The sequence below is a fragment of the Thiocapsa sp. genome (assembly GCF_011390875.1).
In the GTDB taxonomy this organism is placed as follows: Bacteria; Pseudomonadota; Gammaproteobacteria; order Chromatiales; family Chromatiaceae; genus Thiocapsa.
In genome coordinates, this window is sequence record NZ_JAABRP010000073.1 from 1 (window position 1) to 21,927 (window position 21,927).

Consider the following 21,927-nt stretch of genomic DNA (forward strand, 5'->3'; position numbering starts at 1 on the left):
GACCGGCAGCCCCAGCCCGTCTTCCAGCTCCATCTTCAGCCGGGCGCGATCCAGAAGCGTCAGGCCTCGCGGAGTCTCGATCAGCAGGTCGACGTCGCCGCCTCTGGCCCGGTCGTCGAGCCGCGAGCCGAAGAGATAGACCACGGCGGCCTTCCCCGAGAGACCGGATGCCGTGCCTAGAATGGTGAGTACCTGATCGGATGTCAGTCGCATGTCAGAGCATCCAGGGATCGAAGATCTGCGGATAAAGCCGGAAATTACCGGTGTTGTGCGTCACGATGGTCAAGCCCCGGCACTGAGCCGTCGCCATAATGAGACCTTCCATCACTGGAACTGTCTTTCCGGCCAACTCTGCGCCCGACGCCAACTGCGCCCATACATGCAGCGCGCCTGCGTCGAGGTTCAAGATGCGACCGGCAAACCGCTGCTCCAGCTTACCCAACCAGACCGCAAGCCTTCGGCTACGGGCGACGTCGGCAACAGCGAGTTTGAGGATGCCTTTCTCGATCTCGCCGATGCTGACGACACTGATGAAGAGGCTGTCTTCGTCCTGCTCGTCGAGCCATTGGATCACGCGGGAAACGGGTACCTTCTTGACGTACTCGCAGAGCACGCAGGTATCGAGAAGCCAACTCACAACGCGAATTCTCGCCCCGTATCGCGATCGCGGCCGAAGTCGATGTCCTCGCCGGCGATCTCGGGATCCAGTAATGCAGCCGACAACGCTCCCTCCTGCCTCTTGGTGAGGCGCGCGTAATCCTCGACAGAGAGGACGACAGCCGTCGGTTTGCCATGCAAGGTCACAAACTGAGGTCCATCGCTTCGAGCCAACCTGATGAGCTGACTCAAGCCGTTCTTGGCCTGCTGCAGTTGCCATTCACCGTGCATACGAACACCGCTCGCATCTAGCTAGCCTAGCCAGTTTCTCGAAACGTTAGCACGGGAGGTCGCGATAAGCGATCTCGAACGGCCGATTCGACGGGCGACGCGTTCACCTCTCATCCACCCCGCTGAAATCGTAGTCCATGACAGCGCTCGGAGGCTGAACGAAGGGGCCTTGGAGAAGATCGACACCGGCGCGGCACAGGCGCGCGATGGTCTCGGGGGCATCGACTCCACCGGCGATCACGGCAAGACGACGTTCACGCAGGCGCTGAACCAGCTCGGCCAGCGGCTCGGGGTCGAGCGACTGCCCGATGGCGCGGGCAAGGCGTGCGAAGGTGGCCGGAACGCTCGCGAGCACCCGCTCCGAGGCGTCGCCGGCATCGACACCGTTCAGACAGACCGGGATACCGAGCCGCGCCAAGCGAGAGACGCGATCGGCTGCGAGATCCGGGTCGGCCGCCGCTTCTTCGACCTGAAACTGGATAACAGGTCGCAAGCGAAAAAGATCGCGCCGGTTGATCTCGTCGCGAACCTGGCCGACCCAATCATCGCGGCCCGCGCCTACGAGGGATTGGTAGAGGAAAAGCTGTGCCGGCTGGCCGGCGTCTCGGCAGGCCACAATGGCGTCCAGACCCGTGGCCAAGAGCCAAGCGTCCAGTCGCTCGGCCAATCCGGAGCGCTGTGCGATCGGCATGAAGGCAACCGGCGGCAGTAGCTCGCCGTCCGGGGTGGCCAAGCGCGGCGACACCTCGTAGCGCGCACTCGGTGCCGGGGTCAGAGAGACCATGGGCTCGAAGAGCAGTTGCAGCCGCTCGCTTAGGATGGCTGTCGACACGGCGTCTTGGTCCGACGTGCGGGCAGGCACGGGGTCGCAACCATACCCGATGGTTAGACCATCGCCGGCTTTTCGGGCCGAGCGCGCCGCCTTGCCTGCCCGCGACATCAAGGTGACGGCGTCCCCGCCGCTGTTCGCCAAGGTGCACCACCCGATTCCGACGGCGAGACCGGGCGCCGGCGCAAAGCCGGCCCGAGACAGCTCCTCGGCGAGGTGATCGCAGGCGCGCGCGAGGCTTGCGGCATCCTCGCGTCGCATGAGAACCGCCAAGCTGCGCTCGCCGACGCGCGCCGCCAGATCGGAAGCGCCGCACGACTCGGCAACCGCAACGGCAAGACGCATCAGCGCGCCCTCGTCGCCGTGGAGGTCCAACACGACCAGCGCACGGCGGCGGGCCTCGGTCCCGCCCCGACCGATCAACTGCCCGAGCCGACCCAAGAGGCGCCCGAGACTTGCGAGACCCGTCATCGGATCGACCGCATCCGGACCGTCTTGACGCCGCGCGCGCTCGCGTGCGCGCGTCAATCGCTGCTTGACGCAGGCGACGAGATGATCCGGAGCGACCGGCTTGGCGAGGAAGTCATCGCCGCCGACGCGCAATGCCGCCATCTGTTGCTCGGCGTCCAATTCGGCGGAGAGAAAGACGATCGGCAGATCGGCGAAGCGGTCTTGCTCGCGGATGATGCGGGTCAGCTCGATGCCGCTTGCTCCGGGCATGTGCAGATCCATGAGCACGAGATCCGGAACGAACGCATCCAGTGCGTCGAGCACCGCGAGCGCATCGCCCACCCGCTCGGCGAGCATGCCGGCCGATTCGAGCACCCGGGCGGCGAAGAGCGCGGCCACCGGCTGGTCGTCGACAACGAGCACACGATCGGGGGAAGCCGCCTGAGTGCCTGCAAGATCCAGAAGCCGATCGGTCAGCTCTTCGAGCTCCATCGGCATCTGCAGATAGGCCTTGGCGCCGGCGCGCATCGCGGCGAGTCGGGAGCGGATGTCGCTCCCGGACCCCAGGCAGACCAGCGGGATCGCCTGCCCATCGCACTGCTGCGCCTGCGTGCCGAGTGCGCCGAGCGTGTCCGCATCCGAGAGTGCATCGAGATCGACGAGCAAGAGCGCCGGCGAGCTCGGGTCTGCGCCAAGCAGCCGATCAGAGGTTTCGAAAGTTTCGAGCATGAACCCCTGCGCGAGCAGGAGCGCACGAAGCGGCGTCGTCAACTCGGCGTTGCGGGTCAGGAGCTGGATGGCGGGCGCGGATCCGGCATCGGCGATCGTGTGATTCATGGTCGTCGGTCTCGTCCAGGGTGGGCGGAGACCTCGAACGCTTACGCCGAGGTGGCGCAATCGGCCCGAGGTCATCGGCACCGAGAATAAACCGAGCACGTTACGTGAACAACCCGCAAACCCGCGAGATCAACCTCAATAGCTGATGCGAGGGGCTCCCCCGCCGAGCGCCTCGACCAAACCGGCCGCAAAGCTCGCACCGACCCGTCGCGAGAGGCTCTCGAAAAGATCGCGCTTTTTGGTGTAGTCGACCAGTTTCTCGGCACCGATCACATCGCGTGCGACCGAGCTGGAGCTGCCGAGGGCGTCGACCAAACCCAACGCGACCGCTTCCTGGCCGCTCCAGAAGAGTCCGCTGAAGACCTCCTCGCCGCCTTTCAGGCGCTCGCCGCGGCCGGTTTGGACCTCGGCGATGAACTGGTCATGCAGGTTGTCGAGAACCGTCTGGATAAAGGCCCGTTGATCCTCCGGAAGTGGCGAGAAGGGGTCGAGGATCCCCTTGTTCTCCCCGGCGGTCAGCAGGCGCCGCTCGATCCCGAGCTCCTGGATCGCCTCGTTCAGACCAAAGCTGCCGATGCGCACGCCGATGGAGCCGACGAGACTGGCCTTGTCGGCGTAGATCGAATCCGCGGCAACGGCAATGTAATAGCCGCCCGAGGCGCAGATATCCGTCGCCACGGCGTAAACGGGCATCTCCTTGTCGTTGTCGTCCTTGTACTTGGCCTTCAGCCGCTTGATCTCGTCATTGATGTAGCCGGCCTGGACCGGGCTGCCGCCGGGGCTGTTGATGCGCAGGATGATGCCCTTGACCCGGTCGGCCTCGAACGCTTCACGCAGAGCCGTGATGATCCGGTCGGCGCTCGCGTCGGCCTCGGGCGCGATCACACCCTTGATGTCGATCACGGCGGTGTGCTCCTCGCTCGGAGAGATACGTTCGAGCAGATCCTGCGAGTAGGCGGCGACCACCAGTGCGATCAGATAGACCAGGATCAGGGCTTTGAAGAAGATGCCCCAGCGGCGGCCGCGCCGCTGCTCGCGCAGATGCTCCAGCGCGAGTTTGTTGATGAGCGCGCGCTCCCACTCGGGCGCCTCGGGCGACGGCATCTCGTCGCGGCGCTTGGTCCAAAACTTCCAATTCATGGGTCACTCCCAGGATTAAACCGCGCCCGGCGCGGTATGCAATATTTATGGATGGGATCGGCATCGGCAGACTTCACGAGCGCTGGAGTCTGCGCGGTCTAGACGCGGTTCAGGCGTTCGCTCTCGGATCAGCGCATGCCGTAGCCGGTCAGCCAAGCGGGCAGCGCTGCAATGTCGTGGATGCAGTCGAGCGGGGCGTGCGGCAAAAGTCGCTCGACCGGGTGGACACCGTAGGAGACTGCGAGTGCCTTGGTGCGGGCATTCACGGCCATCTGCATGTCGTACTCGGTGTCGCCGATCATCAGCGTCGCGGAGGCATCGGCACCGAGCTCGTCCATCAGCTCGAGCAGCATCTGCGGGTTCGGCTTGGAGAAGGTTTCGTCGGCGCAACGGGTCGCGTGAAAGAGCCCCTCGAGACCCGTTTCGATGAGCGCCTTGTCGAGTCCGACACGCCCCTTCCCGGTGGCGACAGCCAAGCGATAACCTTCGTTCGCCAGCTGACTCAAGGTCTCGCGAGCGCCGGCGAAGAGCACCGAGGGCGTCGGGTCGATCTCGAGAAAATAGCGACGGTAGCCGGTAACCAAGCTCCGGAGGGTCCGGGGATCGGCTTGCGGGTGCAGCCGCAGGAGGGCTTCGTCCAGACCCAGGCCGATCACGTCACGCGCGGCCTCGCGGGCCGGCGGCGACAGACCGAGATCGCCGAAAGCCGCCTGGAGACAATTGACGATGCGTGCTTCGGAATCCATCAGGGTCCCATCCCAGTCGAACACGATCAAGTCGAAGGTCACGCGGCGGGCTCCAAGACAGACAGAAAACGTTCGAGATCATCGGGTAAGGGCGCCTCGACCCGGTGCGGTCGTTCGGCGCCTGCGAGTTGGAAGCTCAAGGCGGAGGCGTGCAAAAACAAGCGTGACAAGCCCAGGGCCTTGAGGGTGCGATTCGCCGTCTCGTCGCCGTATTTGGGGTCGCCCGCCAAGGGGGTTCCAAGATGAGCGGCGTGGACGCGGATCTGATGGGTTCGTCCGGTGATCAGCTCGGCCTCGACCAGGGTGAGGACGCCCGAGTCCGAGCGGAAGCGCCCCAGCCGTCGAAACACGGTGCGCGCCGGTTTCCCGTGATCGGGATCGACCTGGACCATCCGCTCGCCGCCTTGCAGCACGTTTTTCTTCAGCGGCGCGTCCACGCCGACCTTCGGGCGCTCCAGCTCCCCGACAATCAATGCCAGATAGCGCTTGTCCATCCCGCCTTCGCGGATCAGCTCGTGGAGCTCGCGCAGCGCACTGCGTCGCTTGCTGATGAGGATGCAGCCGGATGTGTCGCGATCCAGGCGGTGGACCAGTTCCAGCTCGCGTCCGGGTCGCAGCTCGCGCAGGGACTCGATCAGACCGTAGCTGAGGCCGCTCCCGCCATGGACGGCGAGCCCGGCGGGCTTGTCGATCACCAGCAGCCGCTCGTCCTCGTAGAGAACGGCCTCGGCAAGCGGGGCGAGACGCGATGCAGGCACTCGGACCGGCGTCTCCGGGAGAGCCGTGCGCACCGGCGGAATGCGCACCAGATCGCCCGTGCGCAGCCGATGACTGGCCTTGACCCGACCCTTGTTGACGCGGACCTCGCCACGGCGCATCACCCGATAGAGGTGGCTGCGCGGCACGCCCTTGAGATGGCGCAGGAGAAAGTTGTCGATGCGCTGCCCGTCCGACTCGGCATCGACGCAGAGCACGCGTACGGCCGAATCATCCCGCAGCTCCGGCTCGGGTCGCGCACGCTCGGCAACCGCGGGCGTCGGGCCGGAGCGCTTGAGCTGCGTGCGACCGGGTCCGGCATTCTTGGAGCCAGCCGGCTTGCGGCCGGTCATGCCGGGGTCGTCCCTCCGGGCGGCGGCATGCTTGCTCGGGCGGCGATCGGCACGGGGATGAGGTCGATTCACGAATGATGGCGCCTGCCTGGGTGGCTCAATTGATGCTAAATAAGGTTTACTGATACACTTGGGCGCTTGCGCTGGCCAGCGGAAACGCGATTTTTCCCGGAGCGGCGAGCGCAGCCAAGGGTCGGTCACGATACCGGAGCGAGCGGAGCCACATCCGCTCGGAAGGTCCCGACCCTCATGCCGGCATCCGATGTCCGAGCAGGCCGATGTGCGGGATCTCGAGTGGTGTCGCGGACTCGTTCTATGCGAGTGACCGCGCATTCTACACCCTGTGAGCGCCGCGCGCCCTGCACGCCGACAGACCAGCGCAGCCGGCGCCAAGCTCGCCGCTCCCGAGATCGGCCCCTCCACCCGGGCGGGCCGATCAGGTGCGAGCGCCCGAATGGGCGCTCGTCGACGACACAACACTACTGATCACGCGCGTGCCCGTCCGGGTCGGCCCAAGAGCCCGCCTGAACGGACACTGCCGACGCCGTCGGGCCGATTCGTCGGCGCGACGGTGCCACGCCGAGCCGCCCGCAGGTTTGCAGGGGCGCACGGCGAGCAGTCCCCGAAACGGGAGACGCGTCGTGGTGCGGAAAATAACCCTATGAAACGCATGCTGATCAACGCAACTCAGCCCGAAGAGTTGCGTGTTGCGACCGTCGACGGTCAACAGCTTTACAACCTCGATATCGAGTCACCCGGCCGAGAGCAAAAAAAGGCCAACATCTACAAAGGCATCATCACCCGCGTCGAGCCCAGCCTCGAGGCCGCCTTCGTGGACTACGGTGCCGATCGGCACGGCTTCCTCCCCCTCAAAGAGATCGCGCGGGCTTACTTCGAGCCCGACAGCGTTAAGCCCGGCTCGCGCGTCAGTATCAAAGAATCGGTGCGCGAGGGCCGCGAGGTCGTCGTTCAGATCGACAAGGAAGAGCGCGGCAACAAGGGCGCGGCCCTGACGACATTCATCTCGCTGGCCGGTCGTTATTTGGTGCTGATGCCCAACAACCCGCGTGCCGGGGGTGTCTCGCGACGCATCGAGGGCCAGGATCGCAGCGAGCTGCGCGACGCTATGAGCCAGCTCGAGATCCCGGAGGACATGGGCCTGATCGTCCGTACCGCGGGCGTCGGCAAGAACGTCGAGGAACTCCAGTGGGATCTGGACTATCTGCTCCAGCTCTGGAAGGCGATCGAGACCTCGGCCCAAGACCGCAAGGCGCCTTTTCTCATCTATCAAGAGAGCGACGTCATCATTCGCTCGATCCGCGACTATCTGCGCGTGGACATCGGCGAGATCCTGATCGACAACAAGGCGGTCTTCGAGCGTGCCGAGAGCTTCATCCGCCAGGTGATGCCGAGCAATCTGAAGAAGCTCAAGCTCTACCAGGACGAGGTCCCGCTCTTCACCCGCTATCAGATCGAGAGCCAGATCGAATCGGCCTTCCAGCGCGAGGTTCGCCTGCCATCCGGCGGCTCGATCGTGATCGACCACACCGAGGCATTGACCTCCATCGACATCAACTCTGCGCGCGCCACCAAGGGCGCCGATATCGAGGAGACTGCGCTCAACACCAACCTGGAGGCAGCCGACGAGATCGCGCGCCAACTGCGCCTCCGTGACCTCGGCGGACTTTTCGTCATCGACTTCATCGACATGACGCCTCCGAAAAACCAGCGCGAGGTCGAGAATCGGCTGCGCGACGCACTCAAGCACGACCGTGCCCGGGTGCAGGTTGCACGCATTTCGCGCTTCGGTCTGCTGGAGATGTCGCGCCAGCGCCTGCGACCCTCGCTGGGTGAATCGAGCCAGCAGGTTTGCCCGCGCTGCAAGGGCCAGGGGACCATTCGCGGGGTCGAATCACTTGCGCTCTCGATCCTGCGCATCGTCGAAGAAGAGGCGATGAAGGAGAACACCCACCGCATCGTTGCGCAGCTGCCGGTCAGCGTCGCGACCTTCCTGCTCAACGAGAAGCGCCGCGGCATCCTCGAGATCGAGCAGCGCCAAGGCGTCGAAGTCCTCTTGCTGCCCAACGAGGCACTCGAAACGCCGGAGTATCAGATCGAGCGCGTCCGCGCCCAGGACGCGGGCAAGCTCGTCCCGGATCAGTCGAGCTACGAGCTGACCGCACTGCCGGAGGCCAAGGCGGCGCCTTTGTACGCCAAACTCGGTCAGCCCGTGCAGGCCGAGGAGCCGGCAGTCAAACAGGTTTCGCCCGCGACACCGGCCCCGCAGCGCTGGACACCCACACCGCAACCCGAAACGCCGGTTCAGCACGAGGCCGAACGCGGCGAGCCCGAAAGCCTGCTCAAACGCATCTGGACCGGGCTTTTCGCGCCGCGCCAGCCCGAAGCTGCAGTCCCGGCAAGCCGCAAGCCCTCCGCTGGCGAGCCAATCGCAGAGGACACGGCACCTCGCACGCAGACGCCGCGACCCAGCGCCCATTCCGGCGAGCGTCGTAGCCAAGGCAGACCGTCGCAGGGTCGCCGCGAGGAATCATCGGGCGAACGCAACCGCCAGGATCAGGTGCGACCCGGCCGAGCGACGCAGGATCAACAGCCGCGCTCGGAGCCGAATCGCGTCCGGCCCGAAGGCGCTCAGTCCAGCGAGGATGCCTCGGCAGCAGGCGCGCGATCCGAGACCGAGGAGCAAGCGCAGACCCGCCGCACCGGCGAGACGCGCTCGCGCCGCGGCGGCTCGCGCGGACGCGGGCGGCGCGGCTCCGGATCGAGCGAGGGCGCCCGCGTGAGCGGAGACGCATCGCGCGATCAGGACTCCCGCGGCGACGAGGGATCCGGCGAGCGCAGCGAAGGTCGACAACAGACCGAGCGCCGCGGCGAGGAGGCTGCACCGAGGACCGATGAGCGAGCAGCCACCCCGTCGCGCGGAAGCCGACCGGAGGACCATCCGTTGATGATCGCACCCGTCGGAGACGCCCCCGGAGTCGAATCCGCGTCTCGCCCGGCCATGGATGTGCGCGCCGCCGAAACCGGCGAAGCGCAGACAGCCTCGACCGAATCGAACGAACGCCGACGCCCGGCAGAACGAACCGAGGATGAGCGCTCCGCGGATCACACCCAGAGGGCGGAAACCGCATCGAATGAAACCGCCGATGTCGGAGCCGACCACGACCAAGACGGCAACACCGCTCCGGCCGGCGATCGGCCGAGGTCCTCGCGTCGACGTCGCGGCGGCCGCAACCGCCGACGCTCTTCAGCCGGCGCAGAGGCCAAGGACGGGGCGGGAGAGGACTCGGGAAGCACCGCAGTAGCTTCGGATCCCGACTCGACCCAAGCGCCCGACAGGGCGCCGGGCCATTCCGCCGCACACGAGGCGTCGCGTGAGCCGGTCATGCAGCCCCGCGAGCACCACCACGGCCGCGACGGCGACGGCGCCTTGCAGGGCGTCGGCCCGAGTGCGGAGCCTCAATCGGGCGGCGCGAGCCCCGAGGCATCGGTACGGATCGAGCCGAAGGCACCGCCGAGGCACGAGGCCCCGGCGGGCGAGTCGACCGCATCGATCAAGCCGGATGCCCCGGCGGGCGAGCCGACGACGCCGAGCACCCATGATGCCCCGGCGAGCGAGCGGACCGGACCGATCGAGCAGGAGCACCGCAGGGACGAGCCACCTGCCATGATGCCCCGCCCCGAGCCGGTTGCCGAGCCTACCCAGGCCCGGACGCCGACCGATCGCTCGGCCGAAGACCAAACCCGTCATCACCAATCCTCCGGCCCGCGGCCGGAAGCCAACAGCGTCTCGGCGGGCACCGACGATCGGCCAGCGCCGAGGTCGGAGCCTGTCGCTTCGGAACCGGTCGCTTCGGAACCGGTCGCCTCGCCGACGGCACCTGCTGCCGTAACGCCCTCCCCGGCCTCCGACGCGAACGAGCCCAAAGGCAGCGCCTAAGCGCACGACGGCGGTTGGTTCGTGTCGATACCCGACGCGAATCAACCGGCCGAAACCGAAACTGCAGGATTCGGCTCATCGGTATCGCCATGCTCACTTTGTTCTTCGAGAGCCTCGCCAACCTGCTTCGCCTGACCTATCGGACGTTCATCCCGCGTCCGGGCCATCCCCGACCGAGCGCCAAGCGCATGCTGGTGATGACCGGCTTCATCCCGCTCTTCGTCCTAGTCCAGGGGATCCATTGGATCGGCTTTCTGCTCGACGACATCCTCTTCCGCGGCTATCGGCGTGTCGTAATTCGCGAGCCGTTGTTCGTGCTCGGGGTCCCGCGCAGCGGGACCACCTACCTCCATCGTCTCATCGCCCACGACACCGCGTTGACGACCTTCTCGACCTGGGAATGTCTCTTCGCCCCTTCAGTGACCCAACGCCGCTTCTGGTTCGGTCTCGGACGGATCGATGCGCGCATCGGCCGCCCACTCGGGCGGATGCTCGACTGGATCGAACGCCACGCCTTCAAGGGCCTTGACGCGGTCCACGCCATGCGCTTGAGCGACCCGGAGGAAGACTACTTCGCGCTCATGCCGGTGCTGGCGTGCTTCATCCTGATTATTCCCTTTCCGCACTCGGATCTGTTGTGGCGCATGGGCCTGTTCGATCAAGACATGCCGGAGGCGCGGCGCGCACGGCTCATGGACTTCTATCATCGATGCCTGCAGCGACATCTCTACGTCCACGGCACCGAGAAGCGGCTCTTGTCGAAGAACGCCGCCTTCGCCCCGCTGGCGGGAAGCCTGGCGGCACGCTTCCCGGATGCCCGCTTCATCGTCTGTCTGCGCGAGCCGCACGCCACGCTCCCGTCGCAGCTGAGCTCGCTCGCGGCCGGAATCGAATTCTTCGATGTCCTGTCGGCGGTCCCCGATTTCCGCGAGCGCTTGACCGATCAACTCGGCTTCTATTACAAGAATCTGGAAAGGGCACTGGGAGAACGACCCGAAGAGCGCTGCGTATGGGTTACCATGCGCGCGTTGCAGTCGGATCCGGCGCGGCTGATGCGGGTCGTCTACGCGCAGCTCGGACTATCGGCGAGCGAGCAGTTCCGCGATGCGATCGCACGACACGCGAGCGAGTCCGGAACCTACCGAAGCGCCCACGCCTATCGTCTGGAGCAGTTCGGACTGTCTCGGGGAGACATCGATCGCGATCTGGGACCCGTCTTCGCGCGTCTTGCCGCCCGCTCGGCACGGACTGCGGCGGATGCTTCGCCGATGCAAACGGGCGCAACGTCCGGCGACGATCCCATGGGCTCATCCTCAACCAGGACACCCGTGCGCCATGCTGAACCGATCCACTGCGGAGACTAGTATCGGACCGCTCGCGCAACCGCGCACCGCCGAGCTGCGCGTTGCCATCGTGTCCGACGCCGCACCCGAGCGCAACGGCGTCGGCGCCTATTACCGCGACCTCGCCGACCATCTCAGGGCCGCCGGTGTTCGCGTCGATTTGGTCGCACCGCGTTGTCGCGCGGGGTCCTGGTACGGGGGCCTGACGCTCCCGCTGCCCGGCGACCCCACCCAGAAGATCGTCCTGCCCTCGCCGTGGTTCGTGAGCAGGCGCCTCGCTCGCCTCCGCCCGAATGTCGTCATCGTCCCGACCCCCGGCCCGTTCGGCATGCTCGGGATGCATCTGGCCGAGCGCAGCGGGGCTGCGTTGGTGGTCGGATTTCACACCCATTTCGAGGCCCTGACGACGCTTTTTCAGAACTGGGGTATCGGCGCCCGCATCGCCAACGGGTACCTAGGTGCCTGTCATCGACTGCTCTTCGGCAAGAGCGATCTGGTCTTGGCAAACTCGGCGGAGATGATGGCGATTGCGCGGTCGATCGGTGCGCGCCGTGTGAGCCTCATGGCAACCCCGATCCCGCGGCGCTTTCTCGATCTGCCGCCCGTTCCGGCACGACGGCAGCTCGCTCGCGTTCTTTTCGCCGGGCGTCTCGCGCCGGAAAAGAATTTGGACGCCATCGTCGCCGCAGCGCGTCGACTCCCGGACATCGAGTTCCTGATCGTCGGCGACGGTCCCCTGCGCGCGTGGGTCGAGGAGCAGTGCCGAGGGTTGCCCAACCTTCGACATTCCGGCTGGGTGCGGCGCAGTCGGATCATGGCCCTGATCGACGAAATGGACGCCTTGATCCTCCCCTCGACGGTCGAGTCGTTCGGCACCATTGCGCTCGAGGCGATGGCGCGGGCACGCCCGGTGTTGGTCTCCTCGGCCTGCGGCATCCTGAGCTGGGATCTCCTGAGCCGGGGCATCTTCCGGATCCACGAGGGCGAACACCTCGCCGACGCCTTGGTGCGCCTGCGCGACCTCGACCCGGCAATCCGCGAACGCAAGGCCCGCCTGGGACGCGAAGGCGCTCGGGACATCAACCACCGCAACCTGCAACATTGGCTCGCGGTCTTGTCGGGCGACTATGCCGATTCGGTCGATGTCAAGCGCTGAGCCCACAACCGGCGCGAACGCCGGCGACATCCGTGCCCTGGTTTCGGTGCACGACGTCATGCCCGATACCCTGCCGCAGGTCGAGCGCATCTTGTCTCTGCTCGACGATGGAGGGATCGCACCCGTCACTCTGCTGGTGGTTCCCGGCACCGGCTGGAACAGCGAGGAGATCGAGAAGCTGCGCCGATTCCAGTCGAGGGGCTGCGAGCTTGCCGGCCACGGCTGGATCCACCATGTCGAGCGCATCACCGGTTGGGCGCACCGCGTCCACTCGCGTCTGATCTCGCGCAACGTCGCCGAGCACCTTGCGCTCGACCGGGTCGGCATCCAACACCTGATCGCGCGCTGCCATGCCTGGTTCGTCGAGCAGGGCCTCGGTGCCCCGGCGCTCTATTGCCCGCCGGCCTGGGCAATGGGCCCCATCCCGCGCTCGACCCTCGCAAGTCTGCCGTTCACACGCTATGAATTATTCAGCGGGATTCTATCGACCCAAACCGGACGGATGCATCCGGTCCCCCTCACCGGCTACGAGGCCGACACCGCCGTACGAGCGGTCGCCATCCGGGCCTGGAACCGGCTCAATCGTCGGCGTGCGGCCCGCGAGGGGTGGATCCGCATCGGGATCCATCCCCACGACCTCGACCTGCGCCTCGCCGAGGACTTGCGTCGGGACCTGCGCCGCTTTCGGTCTCATGCCGGGTACTCGGAGGTCGGTGCGGGCTGAACCGCGCCGACGCAGCGGCACTTCCTCTGCTCGGTATAGACCCGTCCTCCAGTGGCGCGGTTTATCGGAGATGCCGCTGCAGCAGGTCCTCCAAGAGCCCTTGAGACGCCGCCTCGACCAGATCGAAGACCTGATCGAAACCGCGCGCACCCCCATAGTAGGGATCCGGAACGTCCCGGACCCCGAGATCGGGCGCAAACTCCATAAAGAGCCGCAGCTTGTACTCCATCCCCGCGGGGCAAAGGCTCGACAGGATGCGATGGTTGTCCCGATCCATCGCCAGCACGTAGTCGAAAGACTCGAAATCCGCGCGTTCGGCGAGACGGGCGCGCAGATCGCCGATATCGATCCCGCGCTCGAGTGCTGTCGCACGTGCGCGCCGATCCGGCGGCTCGCCGACGTGATAGGAATGGGTACCGGCGGAATCGACCTCGACGCGGTGCGACAAGCCCCGCTCGATGACCAGCCGTCGAAAGACGCCGTGTGCGGTGGGAGAGCGACAGATATTGCCCATGCACACGAAAAGCACCCTGATCTTCTGCGGTTCAGCCTGTTTCGATTCACTCATGATGGTCTTGGCCCGACGAAATCGATCATGACTGGTATGATATACCGGCCTCACACGAATATTTCGGTGCATTGCCGATCCTGCGCAAGACGCCGCCGCGTCCGAGTCCCGACGGCGGATTTCGAGGCGGCGGGTTGACTTGAGCATCGGTTTAACTGAAGGACGCGGCTTCCATGGAGAACACGCCAGACACGGCCGCATTGGCCGATCAGATCGTCTCGCTGTCCGACGCGTTGGCGCGCCATCGGCTTGAGTTTCAAGCGGCAGAGAGCGCGCTTGTGACGCGAATCGCCGATGTCGACGACGACCGACGGCTGACAACCAATCGCCTGCAGCGCGCCTGGCAGACACATCACGAAGAGATCGACGCCAGATTCAAGCATCAGGCGTCGGTCTTTGTCGGAGCACTCCTGCTGGTCGCCGCCCTGCTCGGTGGGGCCTTGTTCTTCGCCTACGGCCAGCTGGATTCGGCGCGGCGCACGCTGCTCGAGGATGTATCCCGGCTGCGTGTCGATTACGAGCAGCTCGCCGCCGTCGCGAGCCAGGATGCGGCCCTGCAGGAGAGCCTGGCTGAGCTGCGCGCCTCCGTTGCGGCCATGTCGGAGTCCTTGCCCCGGGGCGCCGAGACCCTTGACCCGCGGCCTCCGAGCGGGGAGACCGCATCCACCGATCAAGGGCAGGCGGGGTTCGCCCCCGAGCCGACGGATGGGACCCAACCGAGCGAACCGAGCGACGCCATCGCGATCACCGCCGGGGAGATCCAGGGCACGCCGGCCGAAGACGAGTCGGCGCCGATTACGCACGCGTTACCCGCAGCCGAGGCATCCCCGTCTGGGAACGCGATCCGGGACGAGACCGCCCCAGCCCTGACCGAGATACCGGCAGACCCCGCCGGTCAAGACGCAGAACCGGCGGTCGAGGCAACCCCCGAGCCCTCTTCCGACGCCGCCCCCGAACCCGACCCGGCGTCCGCCCCCCCCACGCCGAGCGTGTCGACGACCCGCGACCCGCCGCCACCCGGCGAGGACGGCACACCGCGGAGTATCGCGCCAGCCGCTCGGGCCCTGGAGACGGATACCGAACCGACGCAGTCGGTATCGGCCCGCATCCTCGACGAGCCCTTGATCGTCGGGAATACACCGATCGCACTGCAACTGATCGGCTTTTATTCGCTCGACGAGCTGCTTGATTTCGCGCGCCGCGAAGAGCTTCCGACCCGCGTCTATTTCCGCGAAGAGAGCTACCAGGGCCGACCTTGGTTCGTCCTGATTCACAGCCTTTATGCCGGCTATTCCGACGCATCCGCGGCCATCGACAGGCTGCCCACGCAGCTGGCGATCCTCGACACCTGGATCCGAGACTTTCCGCCCGAGACCAGGCTCGGAATTCTCCACATCGAGCGGTAGCCGCGTTCGGCTAGATCGCTTCCAACGGGTGGTACGCATGTACGTTTTGTTGCTCAGTATCCATGGCCTGATTCGCGGACACGACCTTGAGCTCGGTCGCGACGCCGACACCGGCGGCCAAACCAAATACGTGGTCGATCTCGCCCGTGCGCTGGCCGAACGCGAGGATGTCTCCCGTGTCGACCTGGTCACCCGCCGCGTGGTCGATCCGGCCGTCAGCCCGGATTATGCCGAGCCCATCGAGATGCTGAGCGAGAAGGCTCGCATCGTCAGGATCGATGCCGGGCCCGAGGGCTACATCCCGAAAGAGCAGCTTTGGGATCATCTCGACGTCTTCGTCGACAACCTTACCGCGTTCCTGCATGACGAAGGTCGGTGGCCGGGGATCATCCACAGTCATTACGCGGACGCCGGTTACGTCGGGGTGCGCCTCTCCAACCTGGCCGGTATCCCCTTGGTCCACACCGGCCATTCATTGGGGCGCGACAAACGCCAGCGGCTCCTCGCCGCCGGGCTCGACGGCGAGCAGATCGATGCACGCTACAACATGGTGCGTCGTATCGAGGCCGAGGAGGGTGTCCTGGGCACGGCGGATCTCGTCATCACCAGCACCTACAACGAGATCGAAGAGCAATACGCCCTCTACGATTACTACCAACCCGAGCGGATGGTCGTCATCCCGCCGGGCACCGATCTCGTTCAGTTTCATCCACCCGCCGACGAGGATCCACCGATCGGTTTCGCTGCGGACGTGGACCGCTTCCTGGACGCGCCAGACAAGCCTTTGATCTTGGCGCTTTCCCGCGCGGATCACCGCAAAAACATCGTCGCGCTACTGGAAGCCTACGGCGAATCGCCCGAGCTTCAGGCGCTCGCCAACCTACTGGTCATCGCCGGTAATCGCGATGATATTCGCGACCTCGACGAGGGGGCGCGGACCGTTCTGACCGACGTCTTGCTGACCATCGACGCCTACGACCTCTACGGCAAGGTCGCGGCCCCCAAACATCATCGCTCCGAGGAGGTGCCCGAGATCTATCGGCTCGTCTCCCGTTCCGGCGGCGTCTTCATCAATCCGGCCCTGACCGAGCCCTTCGGCCTGACGCTTTTGGAAGCGGCCGCGAGCGGACTGCCGCTGGTCGCCACCGAGAACGGCGGTCCGGTCGACATCATCGGCAACTGCAAGAACGGTCTCTTGGTCGACCCCTTGGATCGCCGGGCCATGGCCGACGCCCTGATTCGCATCCTGAGCGACGAGGACTTTCGCCGCGAGCTGATCGGCAACGGTCTTACCGCAGTGCGCGACCGCTACTCCTGGCAGGCCCACGCCGAGACCTATCGCGAACGAGTCGCCCCGCTCACCAAACGGGCCGAGCCGATTCCTGCCACGCCGCCCTTACGCCGCCGGCTCATCTACCGCGACCGCGCACTCTTCACCGATCTGGATCAGAGCCTGCTCGGCAATAGCGAGGGGGTACGGCTCTTCATCGAGATGATGCGCAACAACAAGCGCTGCGCGAATTTCGGGATCGCGACCGGTCGCCGACTCGATACACTCCTCGTCGAGCTGAAGCGGCACGGCATCCCGGTCCCCGACGTCATGATCACCAGCCTCGGGACGGAGATCCATTACAGCGCCGCACTGGTTGTCGACGACTTCTGGAGCGACCATGTCGACCATCTCTGGAATCCCCGGGTGGTCCGCCGCGCCCTGGAGGACGTGCCGGGTCTCGTACCCCAACGCAGGACCGAGCAGAGTCGCTTCAAGATCTCCTACCACTACGACCCGAACGTGGCCCCGCCGGTCGAGGAGATCACCACCCTGCTGCGCACCCGCGAACTGACGGTGAACGTCATTCACGCCTTCGGGCAGTTCCTCGACGTCGTGCCGATCCGCGCGAGTAAAGGGCAGGCGCTGCGCTACGTGGCCCATCGCTTCGGGATCCCGCTCGAGCACATTCTGGTCGCCGGAGGCTCGGGGGCGGACGAGGACATGATGCGCGGCAACACCCTCGCAGTCGTGGTCGCAAACCGTCACCACGAGGAGCTTTCGCGGCTCGTGGAGATGGACAACATCTATTTCGCCCGGGAGGCCCACGCGCTCGGCATCCTGGAAGCCATCGAGCACTACGACTTCTTCGGGAGTTGTCGTGTGCCCGAGCCGGCTCAAGACACCGACGGCATCGCATCATGAAGCCGTTGTTGCTCTGCACGGATCTCGACCGCACCCTCGTCCCGAACGGGGCGGAGCCCGAGTCGCCCGACGCACGCCCGCGCTTTCGGCGCTTCGTGTCGCGACCCGAGGTGACGCTCGTGTACGTCACGGGCCGCCACCGGGGACTGGTACGCGAGGCGATCGCCGAGTACGACTTGCCCGTTCCCGATGCGGTCATCGGCGACGTCGGGACGAGTATCTTCAGGGTCACGGCGAGCGACTGGGAGCTGCTCGCGGACTGGCAGAACGAGATCGGCCGCGACTGGGGCGGCATCGGTCGCGATCGTCTCGCCGAGCGTTTCGCCGATATCGGGACCCTGCGGCTTCAGGAACCGGAAAAACAGGCACCCTTTAAACTCAGCTACTATGCCCCCGCCGATATCGACAGCGGCGCGCTCAAGTCCGAGCTGAAGGCTCGCCTGGCGTTGGATGGGGTGAACGCCAGTCTGATTTGGAGCATCGACGAGGCGGCGGACATCGGATTGCTGGACGTCTTGCCCGCAGGGGCAACCAAATTCCACGCCGTGGACTTTCTGATGCGCCGACTTGGTCACGACGAGACGACGACACTGTTTGCCGGCGACAGCGGCAACGACCTCGAGGTCTTGGTCAGTCCGATCCCTTCGGTGCTGGTCGCCAACGGTCATCCCGAGGTCCGCGACCACGCGCTGCGCCTTGCCGCTTCCAACGGTCACGCGGATCGTCTCTACTGCGCACAAGGTGGCTGGTCCGGCATGAACGGGAATTACAGCGCCGGTATCCTCGAAGGTATTGCCCATTTCCGGCCGGATCTTGCGACCGAACCGGGCATCGACGCCGAGTAAGTGACGAACCGACGAGACAGGAGCCAGCCCATGTCCGATTCCTCAGCCGACCAGCCGATCGTCGACATCTTCGGCGAGGTCCTCTTCGACTGCTTCCCCGGAGGTCGACGCGTCCTCGGCGGAGCGCCCTTCAATGTCGCCTGGCATCTGCGGGCCTTCGGGGCCGCGCCGCAACTGATCAGTGCGGTCGGCGACGATCCGCAGGGCGAGCAGGTGCGCCGTGCGATGCGGGACTGGGGGATGGACACGAGCACCCTGCAAACCGATCCGGATCATGCCACGGGAGAGGTCCGGGTCACGCTCGACGACGGCGAGCCAACCTACGAGATCATTCCGGATCGCGCCTTTGACTTTATCCGCGCCGTCGACTTTCCGCCTGTCGGGGAGCTGCTTTATCACGGCACGCTGGCGCTGCGCCGCCCCGTCTCCGCTGCAACGCTGAACGCGCTCAAGACCCGCGGCCACGGCATACGCTTCCTCGACGTGAATCTTCGCGATCCCTGGTGGTCTCTGGACGAGACGCGCGGTCTGTTGCACGATGTCGACTGGGTGAAGCTCAACCGCAGTGAGCTGGCTCTTCTGGCGGACGGCTCCGGTTCGAATGTCGGCGAGATCCGCGATGCGGAGCTCACCACCCTGGCATCGGCATTCCTGGCGCAGTACGGGCTTTCCGGGCTCGTCGTCACACTCGGCGGCGACGGTGCCTTCGCGCTCGGCCGAGGAAGCTCGCCGGTGCACGTCGCACCGGCCCCTGCGCTCGCGGTCAAGGACACGGTCGGCGCAGGCGACGCCTTCGCCTCCGTACTCATCCTCGGTATTGTTCGACGCTGGCCGCTCGCGACAACCCTGGAGCGGGCACAGTCCTTCGCCTCTCGCATCGTCGAGCAGCATGGCGCCACGGCTGCCGATCCCGCGCTTTATCGACCTTACCTTGATCAATGGCGTATTTGAACCGCGCTCGGCGGTTCCTGCGGAGATCGGCGCCCCTCAAGACCGGTCAGACCCTTGCGAGGAACGGCGCCGCGCGGTTCAAAGATTTAAATTCACAAATGATTTTGAACTGCGTCCCCGCCGAGACGACGGGTGGACTCCAGGCCAATAAAACACGATACACAGCACTCACAGACTCCGGACGCAGTTCAAATGTACGAACAGGTTTCTCATGCCCTTCTCAACGACATTCTCGATGAACTCGATCGCGAGATCCGTCGCGAGGATCTCCGGCACTTCTACACACGCCTCGGCGCCAACTTCTACGCCATCCATTCGCTGTTTTTCCATCTCTACGGACATCGCGAAGACTTCAAGACCCAGATGGTGCACCTCACCGAGCGTCTGGCCCGGGCCTATATCGATCGACCGACTGCGCTCAAACAGCTCGACATGGCGCGGGAGGAGGATCACACCTGGTTTCTGAGCCAACAATGGGTCGGCATGGCACTGTATTCGGACGGATTCGCCGGCAACCTCAAGGGGCTCAACGACCACCTACCCTACCTACAGGAGCTCGGGGTCAACATCGTCCATGTGATGCCGATCCTCAAATGCCCGCAAGGCGCGAGCGACGGCGGTTATGCGGTCAGCGACTTCCGCGACATCGACCCGCGCGCCGGTAGCGTCGAGGATGTGGGCGCACTCGCGGACTCCATGCGTCGGCGCGGAATGTTGCTGACGCTCGACGTGGTGGTGAACCACACCTCGAACGAGCACGAATGGGCGCAGCGCGCCCGCGAAGGGGATCCGGAGTACCAAAACTTCTACTACTGCTTCCCCAACCGCGACGTCCCCGACATGTTCGAGGCGACCATGCCCGAGATCTTTCCGGAGACCGCCCCGGGCAACTTCACCTGGGACGAGGAGATGGGCAAGTGGGTGATGACGGTCTTCAACAACTATCAATGGGACCTGAACTATTCCAACCCCGCCGTCTTCATCGAGATGCTCGACATCATCCTCTTCTGGGCCAACCAGGGGGCGGACATCGTGCGTTTGGACGCGGTCGCCTTCCTCTGGAAAAAGATCGGCACGACCTCGCAAAACGAGCGCGAGGCGCATCTGATCCTGCAACTCATGAAGGACTGCTGCCAGGTCACGGCACCGGGCGTGCTCTTCATCGCCGAGGCGATCGTGGCCCCGTCGGAGATCATCAAATACTTCGGCGAGGATGCGGTCATCGCCAAGGAGTGCGAGATCGCCTACAACGCCACCTTCATGGCCCTGCTGTGGGACGCCGTTGCGACCAAGAACGCCAAACTGCTGAATCAGGGCATCAAGAGTCTGCCGAACAAGCTCGACCGCGCGACCTGGTTGAATTATCTACGTTGCCACGACGACATCGGCTTGGGTTTCGACGACGCCGACATTCGCGCCTGCGACTACGACCCATACTCTCACCGTCGTTTTCTGGTCGACTGGTATACCGGCGCCTTCGAGGGCTCCCCCGCACGCGGACGGCCGTTCGGTGTCAATCTGAAGACCGGAGATGCCCGCATTGCAGGCGCGCTTGCATCGCTCGCGGGTCTGGAATCGGCGCTCGAGGCAGAGGATCAGCCTGCGATCGATCAGGTCGTGGATCTCATCCTGATGCTGCACGCCATGATCCTCTCGTTCGGCGGCATCCCCCTGCTCTGGTACGGAGACGAGATCGGCACCCTCAACGACAACTCCTTCCTCAACGACACGCACAAGGCGAGCGACGCGCGCTGGGTTCATCGCCCGCGCATCGACTGGGCGCGCGCCGAGCGACGTCACGTGAGCGGTACCGTGGAACGCAGCCTTTTCGATGGTCTGAAACGGCTCATCGCCGTGCGCAAGGACACGCCGGCATTTGCCGACTTCAACAACCGCGAGTTGATCGACGTCGAGAATCCGCATCTCTTCGTCTTTCTGCGCACCCATCCGAGTCTGGCCGCGAGCTCGGTCCTGGTCGCGGCCAACTTCGACGCCAAACCTCAGTATCTGGATCTCGACACCTTAAATCGACGCGGCCTCTTTCGCTACGGACAGATCATCGATCTCGCCTCGGGCGAATCACCCGCCGTCTTCAACAACCGGGTGGTGGTCCCACCCTACCATTTCTATTGGTTGGCGAACCACCGCCCGGGGGCTCTACTCAATGACCCCTTCGGTGTCGGTCGGCACCCTTGATATGCCTGAGCCTCCACTTGTCCGCCGGACGCCCGGCGCGCAACGAACGTGAAACGAATCGGCAACCGCCGGACCGGCCTCCGGGCGCCGATGGGCAGTGCGAATCGTCGCGCTAGACTCGCGGGATCATCCGCTGTCCGCTGCTGCAAGTGGACATACCCACAATGACCCTGACAGCCTCCGAGCCCACCGGCGCCGAGCTTGGCCGGATCGACCTGCACATCCCGCCCGAATCAGAAGCGCAGGTTTCTCCCACTGGTCCCGGACGTCGTGATCGAGCTGGCCTCGCCTACCGACGACAGCGATTGCCTACACGCCAAGATGCGCGAATGGCGCGACAACGGCGTGCGCCTGGGCTGGCTGATCCTGTCCGAGCAGCGCCAAGTCTGGCGCTACACCTCCGATGGCGAGCCGGCGTGTTCCGAAAACCCGGCACAGATCGGCGATGACGCCCTGCTACCCGGTCTCGTGCTCCCGCTCATGCGCATCTGGGAGCCGGGATTTTGATCAGGATGCGTTCTTTCTATTTTCTCGGAGGATAGGCTGCTCCGATCATGTACGACTCCCTGAAGATCCTGCGTTTTCGA

General features: G+C 65.3%; 18 protein-coding genes. 10 read left to right on the forward strand and 8 right to left on the reverse strand.

The annotated features are described in order from the left end of the window. From GPT33_RS07990 to GPT33_RS08020, 7 genes are all read right to left on the reverse strand, one after another. On the reverse strand, positions 1–213 hold a 213-nt coding region (locus tag GPT33_RS07990), incomplete at its 3' end, for a nucleotidyltransferase domain-containing protein (RefSeq protein ID WP_296807118.1). Position 214: 1 nt separating this feature from the next. Then, positions 215–637 carry a type II toxin-antitoxin system VapC family toxin gene (locus tag GPT33_RS07995; RefSeq protein WP_296807120.1) on the reverse strand — a complete coding sequence of 141 codons (423 nt, stop codon included), beginning with the start codon at positions 635–637 and terminating at the stop codon, positions 215–217. Continuing rightward, positions 634–888 carry a type II toxin-antitoxin system Phd/YefM family antitoxin gene (locus tag GPT33_RS08000; RefSeq protein ID WP_296807121.1) on the reverse strand — a complete coding sequence of 85 codons (255 nt, stop codon included), beginning with the start codon at positions 886–888 and terminating at the stop codon, positions 634–636. Before GPT33_RS08000 ends, GPT33_RS07995 begins: the two co-directional genes overlap by 4 nt. 103 nt (positions 889–991) lie before the next feature. Beyond that, positions 992–3,004 (reverse strand): response regulator, encoded by a 2,013-nt coding sequence (locus tag GPT33_RS08005; RefSeq protein WP_296807123.1) that lies wholly within the window; start codon positions 3,002–3,004, stop codon positions 992–994. 135 nt (positions 3,005–3,139) lie between these two features. Continuing rightward, positions 3,140–4,144, reverse strand: a complete 1,005-nt coding sequence (locus GPT33_RS08010) for a S49 family peptidase (RefSeq protein ID WP_296807125.1) — start codon at positions 4,142–4,144, stop codon at positions 3,140–3,142. Positions 4,145–4,272: 128 nt separating this feature from the next. Further along, the gene (locus GPT33_RS08015; protein WP_296807127.1) at positions 4,273–4,932 is read right to left on the reverse strand and encodes an HAD-IA family hydrolase; all 660 of its coding nucleotides are present in this window, start codon (positions 4,930–4,932) and stop codon (positions 4,273–4,275) included. Beyond that, positions 4,929–6,071 (reverse strand): RluA family pseudouridine synthase, encoded by a 1,143-nt coding sequence (locus GPT33_RS08020; RefSeq protein WP_296807129.1) that lies wholly within the window; start codon positions 6,069–6,071, stop codon positions 4,929–4,931. The genes GPT33_RS08015 and GPT33_RS08020 overlap by 4 nt, the downstream gene beginning before the upstream one ends. A gap of 589 nt (positions 6,072–6,660) precedes the next feature. Here GPT33_RS08020 and rne point away from each other — a divergent pair. The 4 genes from rne (at position 6,661) to GPT33_RS08040 (ending at position 13,180) form a co-directional block, all read left to right on the forward strand. Beyond that, positions 6,661–9,957, forward strand: coding sequence for a ribonuclease E (rne, locus tag GPT33_RS08025; protein WP_296807131.1), 3,297 nt, complete (start codon positions 6,661–6,663; stop codon positions 9,955–9,957). A gap of 89 nt (positions 9,958–10,046) precedes the next feature. After that, entirely contained in the window at positions 10,047–11,321 is a 1,275-nt protein-coding gene (locus tag GPT33_RS08030; protein ID WP_296807133.1) for a sulfotransferase, read from the forward strand. After that, positions 11,293–12,456 carry a glycosyltransferase gene (locus GPT33_RS08035; RefSeq protein WP_296807134.1) on the forward strand — a complete coding sequence of 388 codons (1,164 nt, stop codon included), beginning with the start codon at positions 11,293–11,295 and terminating at the stop codon, positions 12,454–12,456. Before GPT33_RS08030 ends, GPT33_RS08035 begins: the two co-directional genes overlap by 29 nt. Beyond that, positions 12,443–13,180 carry a polysaccharide deacetylase family protein gene (locus GPT33_RS08040; RefSeq protein ID WP_296807136.1) on the forward strand — a complete coding sequence of 246 codons (738 nt, stop codon included), beginning with the start codon at positions 12,443–12,445 and terminating at the stop codon, positions 13,178–13,180. Before GPT33_RS08035 ends, GPT33_RS08040 begins: the two co-directional genes overlap by 14 nt. A gap of 61 nt (positions 13,181–13,241) precedes the next feature. Here GPT33_RS08040 and GPT33_RS08045 read toward each other — a convergent pair whose 3' ends face one another. Continuing rightward, positions 13,242–13,748, reverse strand: coding sequence for a low molecular weight protein-tyrosine-phosphatase (locus GPT33_RS08045; RefSeq protein ID WP_296807139.1), 507 nt, complete (start codon positions 13,746–13,748; stop codon positions 13,242–13,244). Between the two features lie 173 nt (positions 13,749–13,921). Here GPT33_RS08045 and GPT33_RS08050 point away from each other — a divergent pair, with 173 nt between their 5' ends. From GPT33_RS08050 to GPT33_RS08075, 6 genes are all read left to right on the forward strand, one after another. Then, on the forward strand, positions 13,922–15,154 hold the full coding sequence (locus tag GPT33_RS08050) for a hypothetical protein (RefSeq protein WP_296807142.1): 1,233 nt from the start codon (positions 13,922–13,924) through the stop codon (positions 15,152–15,154). Positions 15,155–15,191: 37 nt separating this feature from the next. Next, positions 15,192–17,348: an HAD-IIB family hydrolase gene (locus tag GPT33_RS08055; protein WP_296807145.1), complete on the forward strand. Its 2,157-nt coding sequence runs from the start codon at positions 15,192–15,194 to the stop codon at positions 17,346–17,348. Further along, complete coding sequence (locus tag GPT33_RS08060) at positions 17,345–18,193, forward strand: HAD-IIB family hydrolase (RefSeq protein WP_296807148.1); 849 nt, start codon at positions 17,345–17,347, stop codon at positions 18,191–18,193. Before GPT33_RS08055 ends, GPT33_RS08060 begins: the two co-directional genes overlap by 4 nt. A 30-nt stretch (positions 18,194–18,223) precedes the next feature. After that, positions 18,224–19,144 carry a PfkB family carbohydrate kinase gene (locus GPT33_RS08065; protein WP_296807151.1) on the forward strand — a complete coding sequence of 307 codons (921 nt, stop codon included), beginning with the start codon at positions 18,224–18,226 and terminating at the stop codon, positions 19,142–19,144. 192 nt (positions 19,145–19,336) lie between these two features. Then, entirely contained in the window at positions 19,337–21,340 is a 2,004-nt protein-coding gene (locus GPT33_RS08070; protein ID WP_296807154.1) for an alpha-amylase family glycosyl hydrolase, read from the forward strand. 201 nt (positions 21,341–21,541) lie between these two features. Next, on the forward strand, positions 21,542–21,847 hold the full coding sequence (locus tag GPT33_RS08075; RefSeq protein WP_296807157.1) for a Uma2 family endonuclease: 306 nt from the start codon (positions 21,542–21,544) through the stop codon (positions 21,845–21,847). Positions 21,848–21,927: the final 80 nt, after the last annotated feature.

Bases quoted from the DNA above. Each gene is read 5' to 3' on its own strand.
- rne (WP_296807131.1), top strand. From the start codon at position 6,661: ATGAAACGCATGCTGATCAACGCAACTCAGCCCGAAGAGTTGCGTGTT.
- GPT33_RS08065 (WP_296807151.1), top strand. From the start codon at position 18,224: ATGTCCGATTCCTCAGCCGACCAGCCGATCGTCGACATCTTCGGCGAG.
- GPT33_RS08010 (WP_296807125.1), bottom strand. From the start codon at position 4,144: ATGAATTGGAAGTTTTGGACCAAGCGCCGCGACGAGATGCCGTCGCCC.
- GPT33_RS08005 (WP_296807123.1), bottom strand. From the start codon at position 3,004: ATGAATCACACGATCGCCGATGCCGGATCCGCGCCCGCCATCCAGCTC.
- GPT33_RS08040 (WP_296807136.1), top strand. From the start codon at position 12,443: ATGTCAAGCGCTGAGCCCACAACCGGCGCGAACGCCGGCGACATCCGT.
- GPT33_RS08045 (WP_296807139.1), bottom strand. From the start codon at position 13,748: ATGAGTGAATCGAAACAGGCTGAACCGCAGAAGATCAGGGTGCTTTTC.
- GPT33_RS08035 (WP_296807134.1), top strand. From the start codon at position 11,293: ATGCTGAACCGATCCACTGCGGAGACTAGTATCGGACCGCTCGCGCAA.
- GPT33_RS08030 (WP_296807133.1), top strand. From the start codon at position 10,047: ATGCTCACTTTGTTCTTCGAGAGCCTCGCCAACCTGCTTCGCCTGACC.
- GPT33_RS08055 (WP_296807145.1), top strand. From the start codon at position 15,192: ATGTACGTTTTGTTGCTCAGTATCCATGGCCTGATTCGCGGACACGAC.
- GPT33_RS08060 (WP_296807148.1), top strand. From the start codon at position 17,345: ATGAAGCCGTTGTTGCTCTGCACGGATCTCGACCGCACCCTCGTCCCG.
- GPT33_RS08070 (WP_296807154.1), top strand. From the start codon at position 19,337: ATGTACGAACAGGTTTCTCATGCCCTTCTCAACGACATTCTCGATGAA.
- GPT33_RS08050 (WP_296807142.1), top strand. From the start codon at position 13,922: ATGGAGAACACGCCAGACACGGCCGCATTGGCCGATCAGATCGTCTCG.
- GPT33_RS08000 (WP_296807121.1), bottom strand. From the start codon at position 888: ATGCACGGTGAATGGCAACTGCAGCAGGCCAAGAACGGCTTGAGTCAG.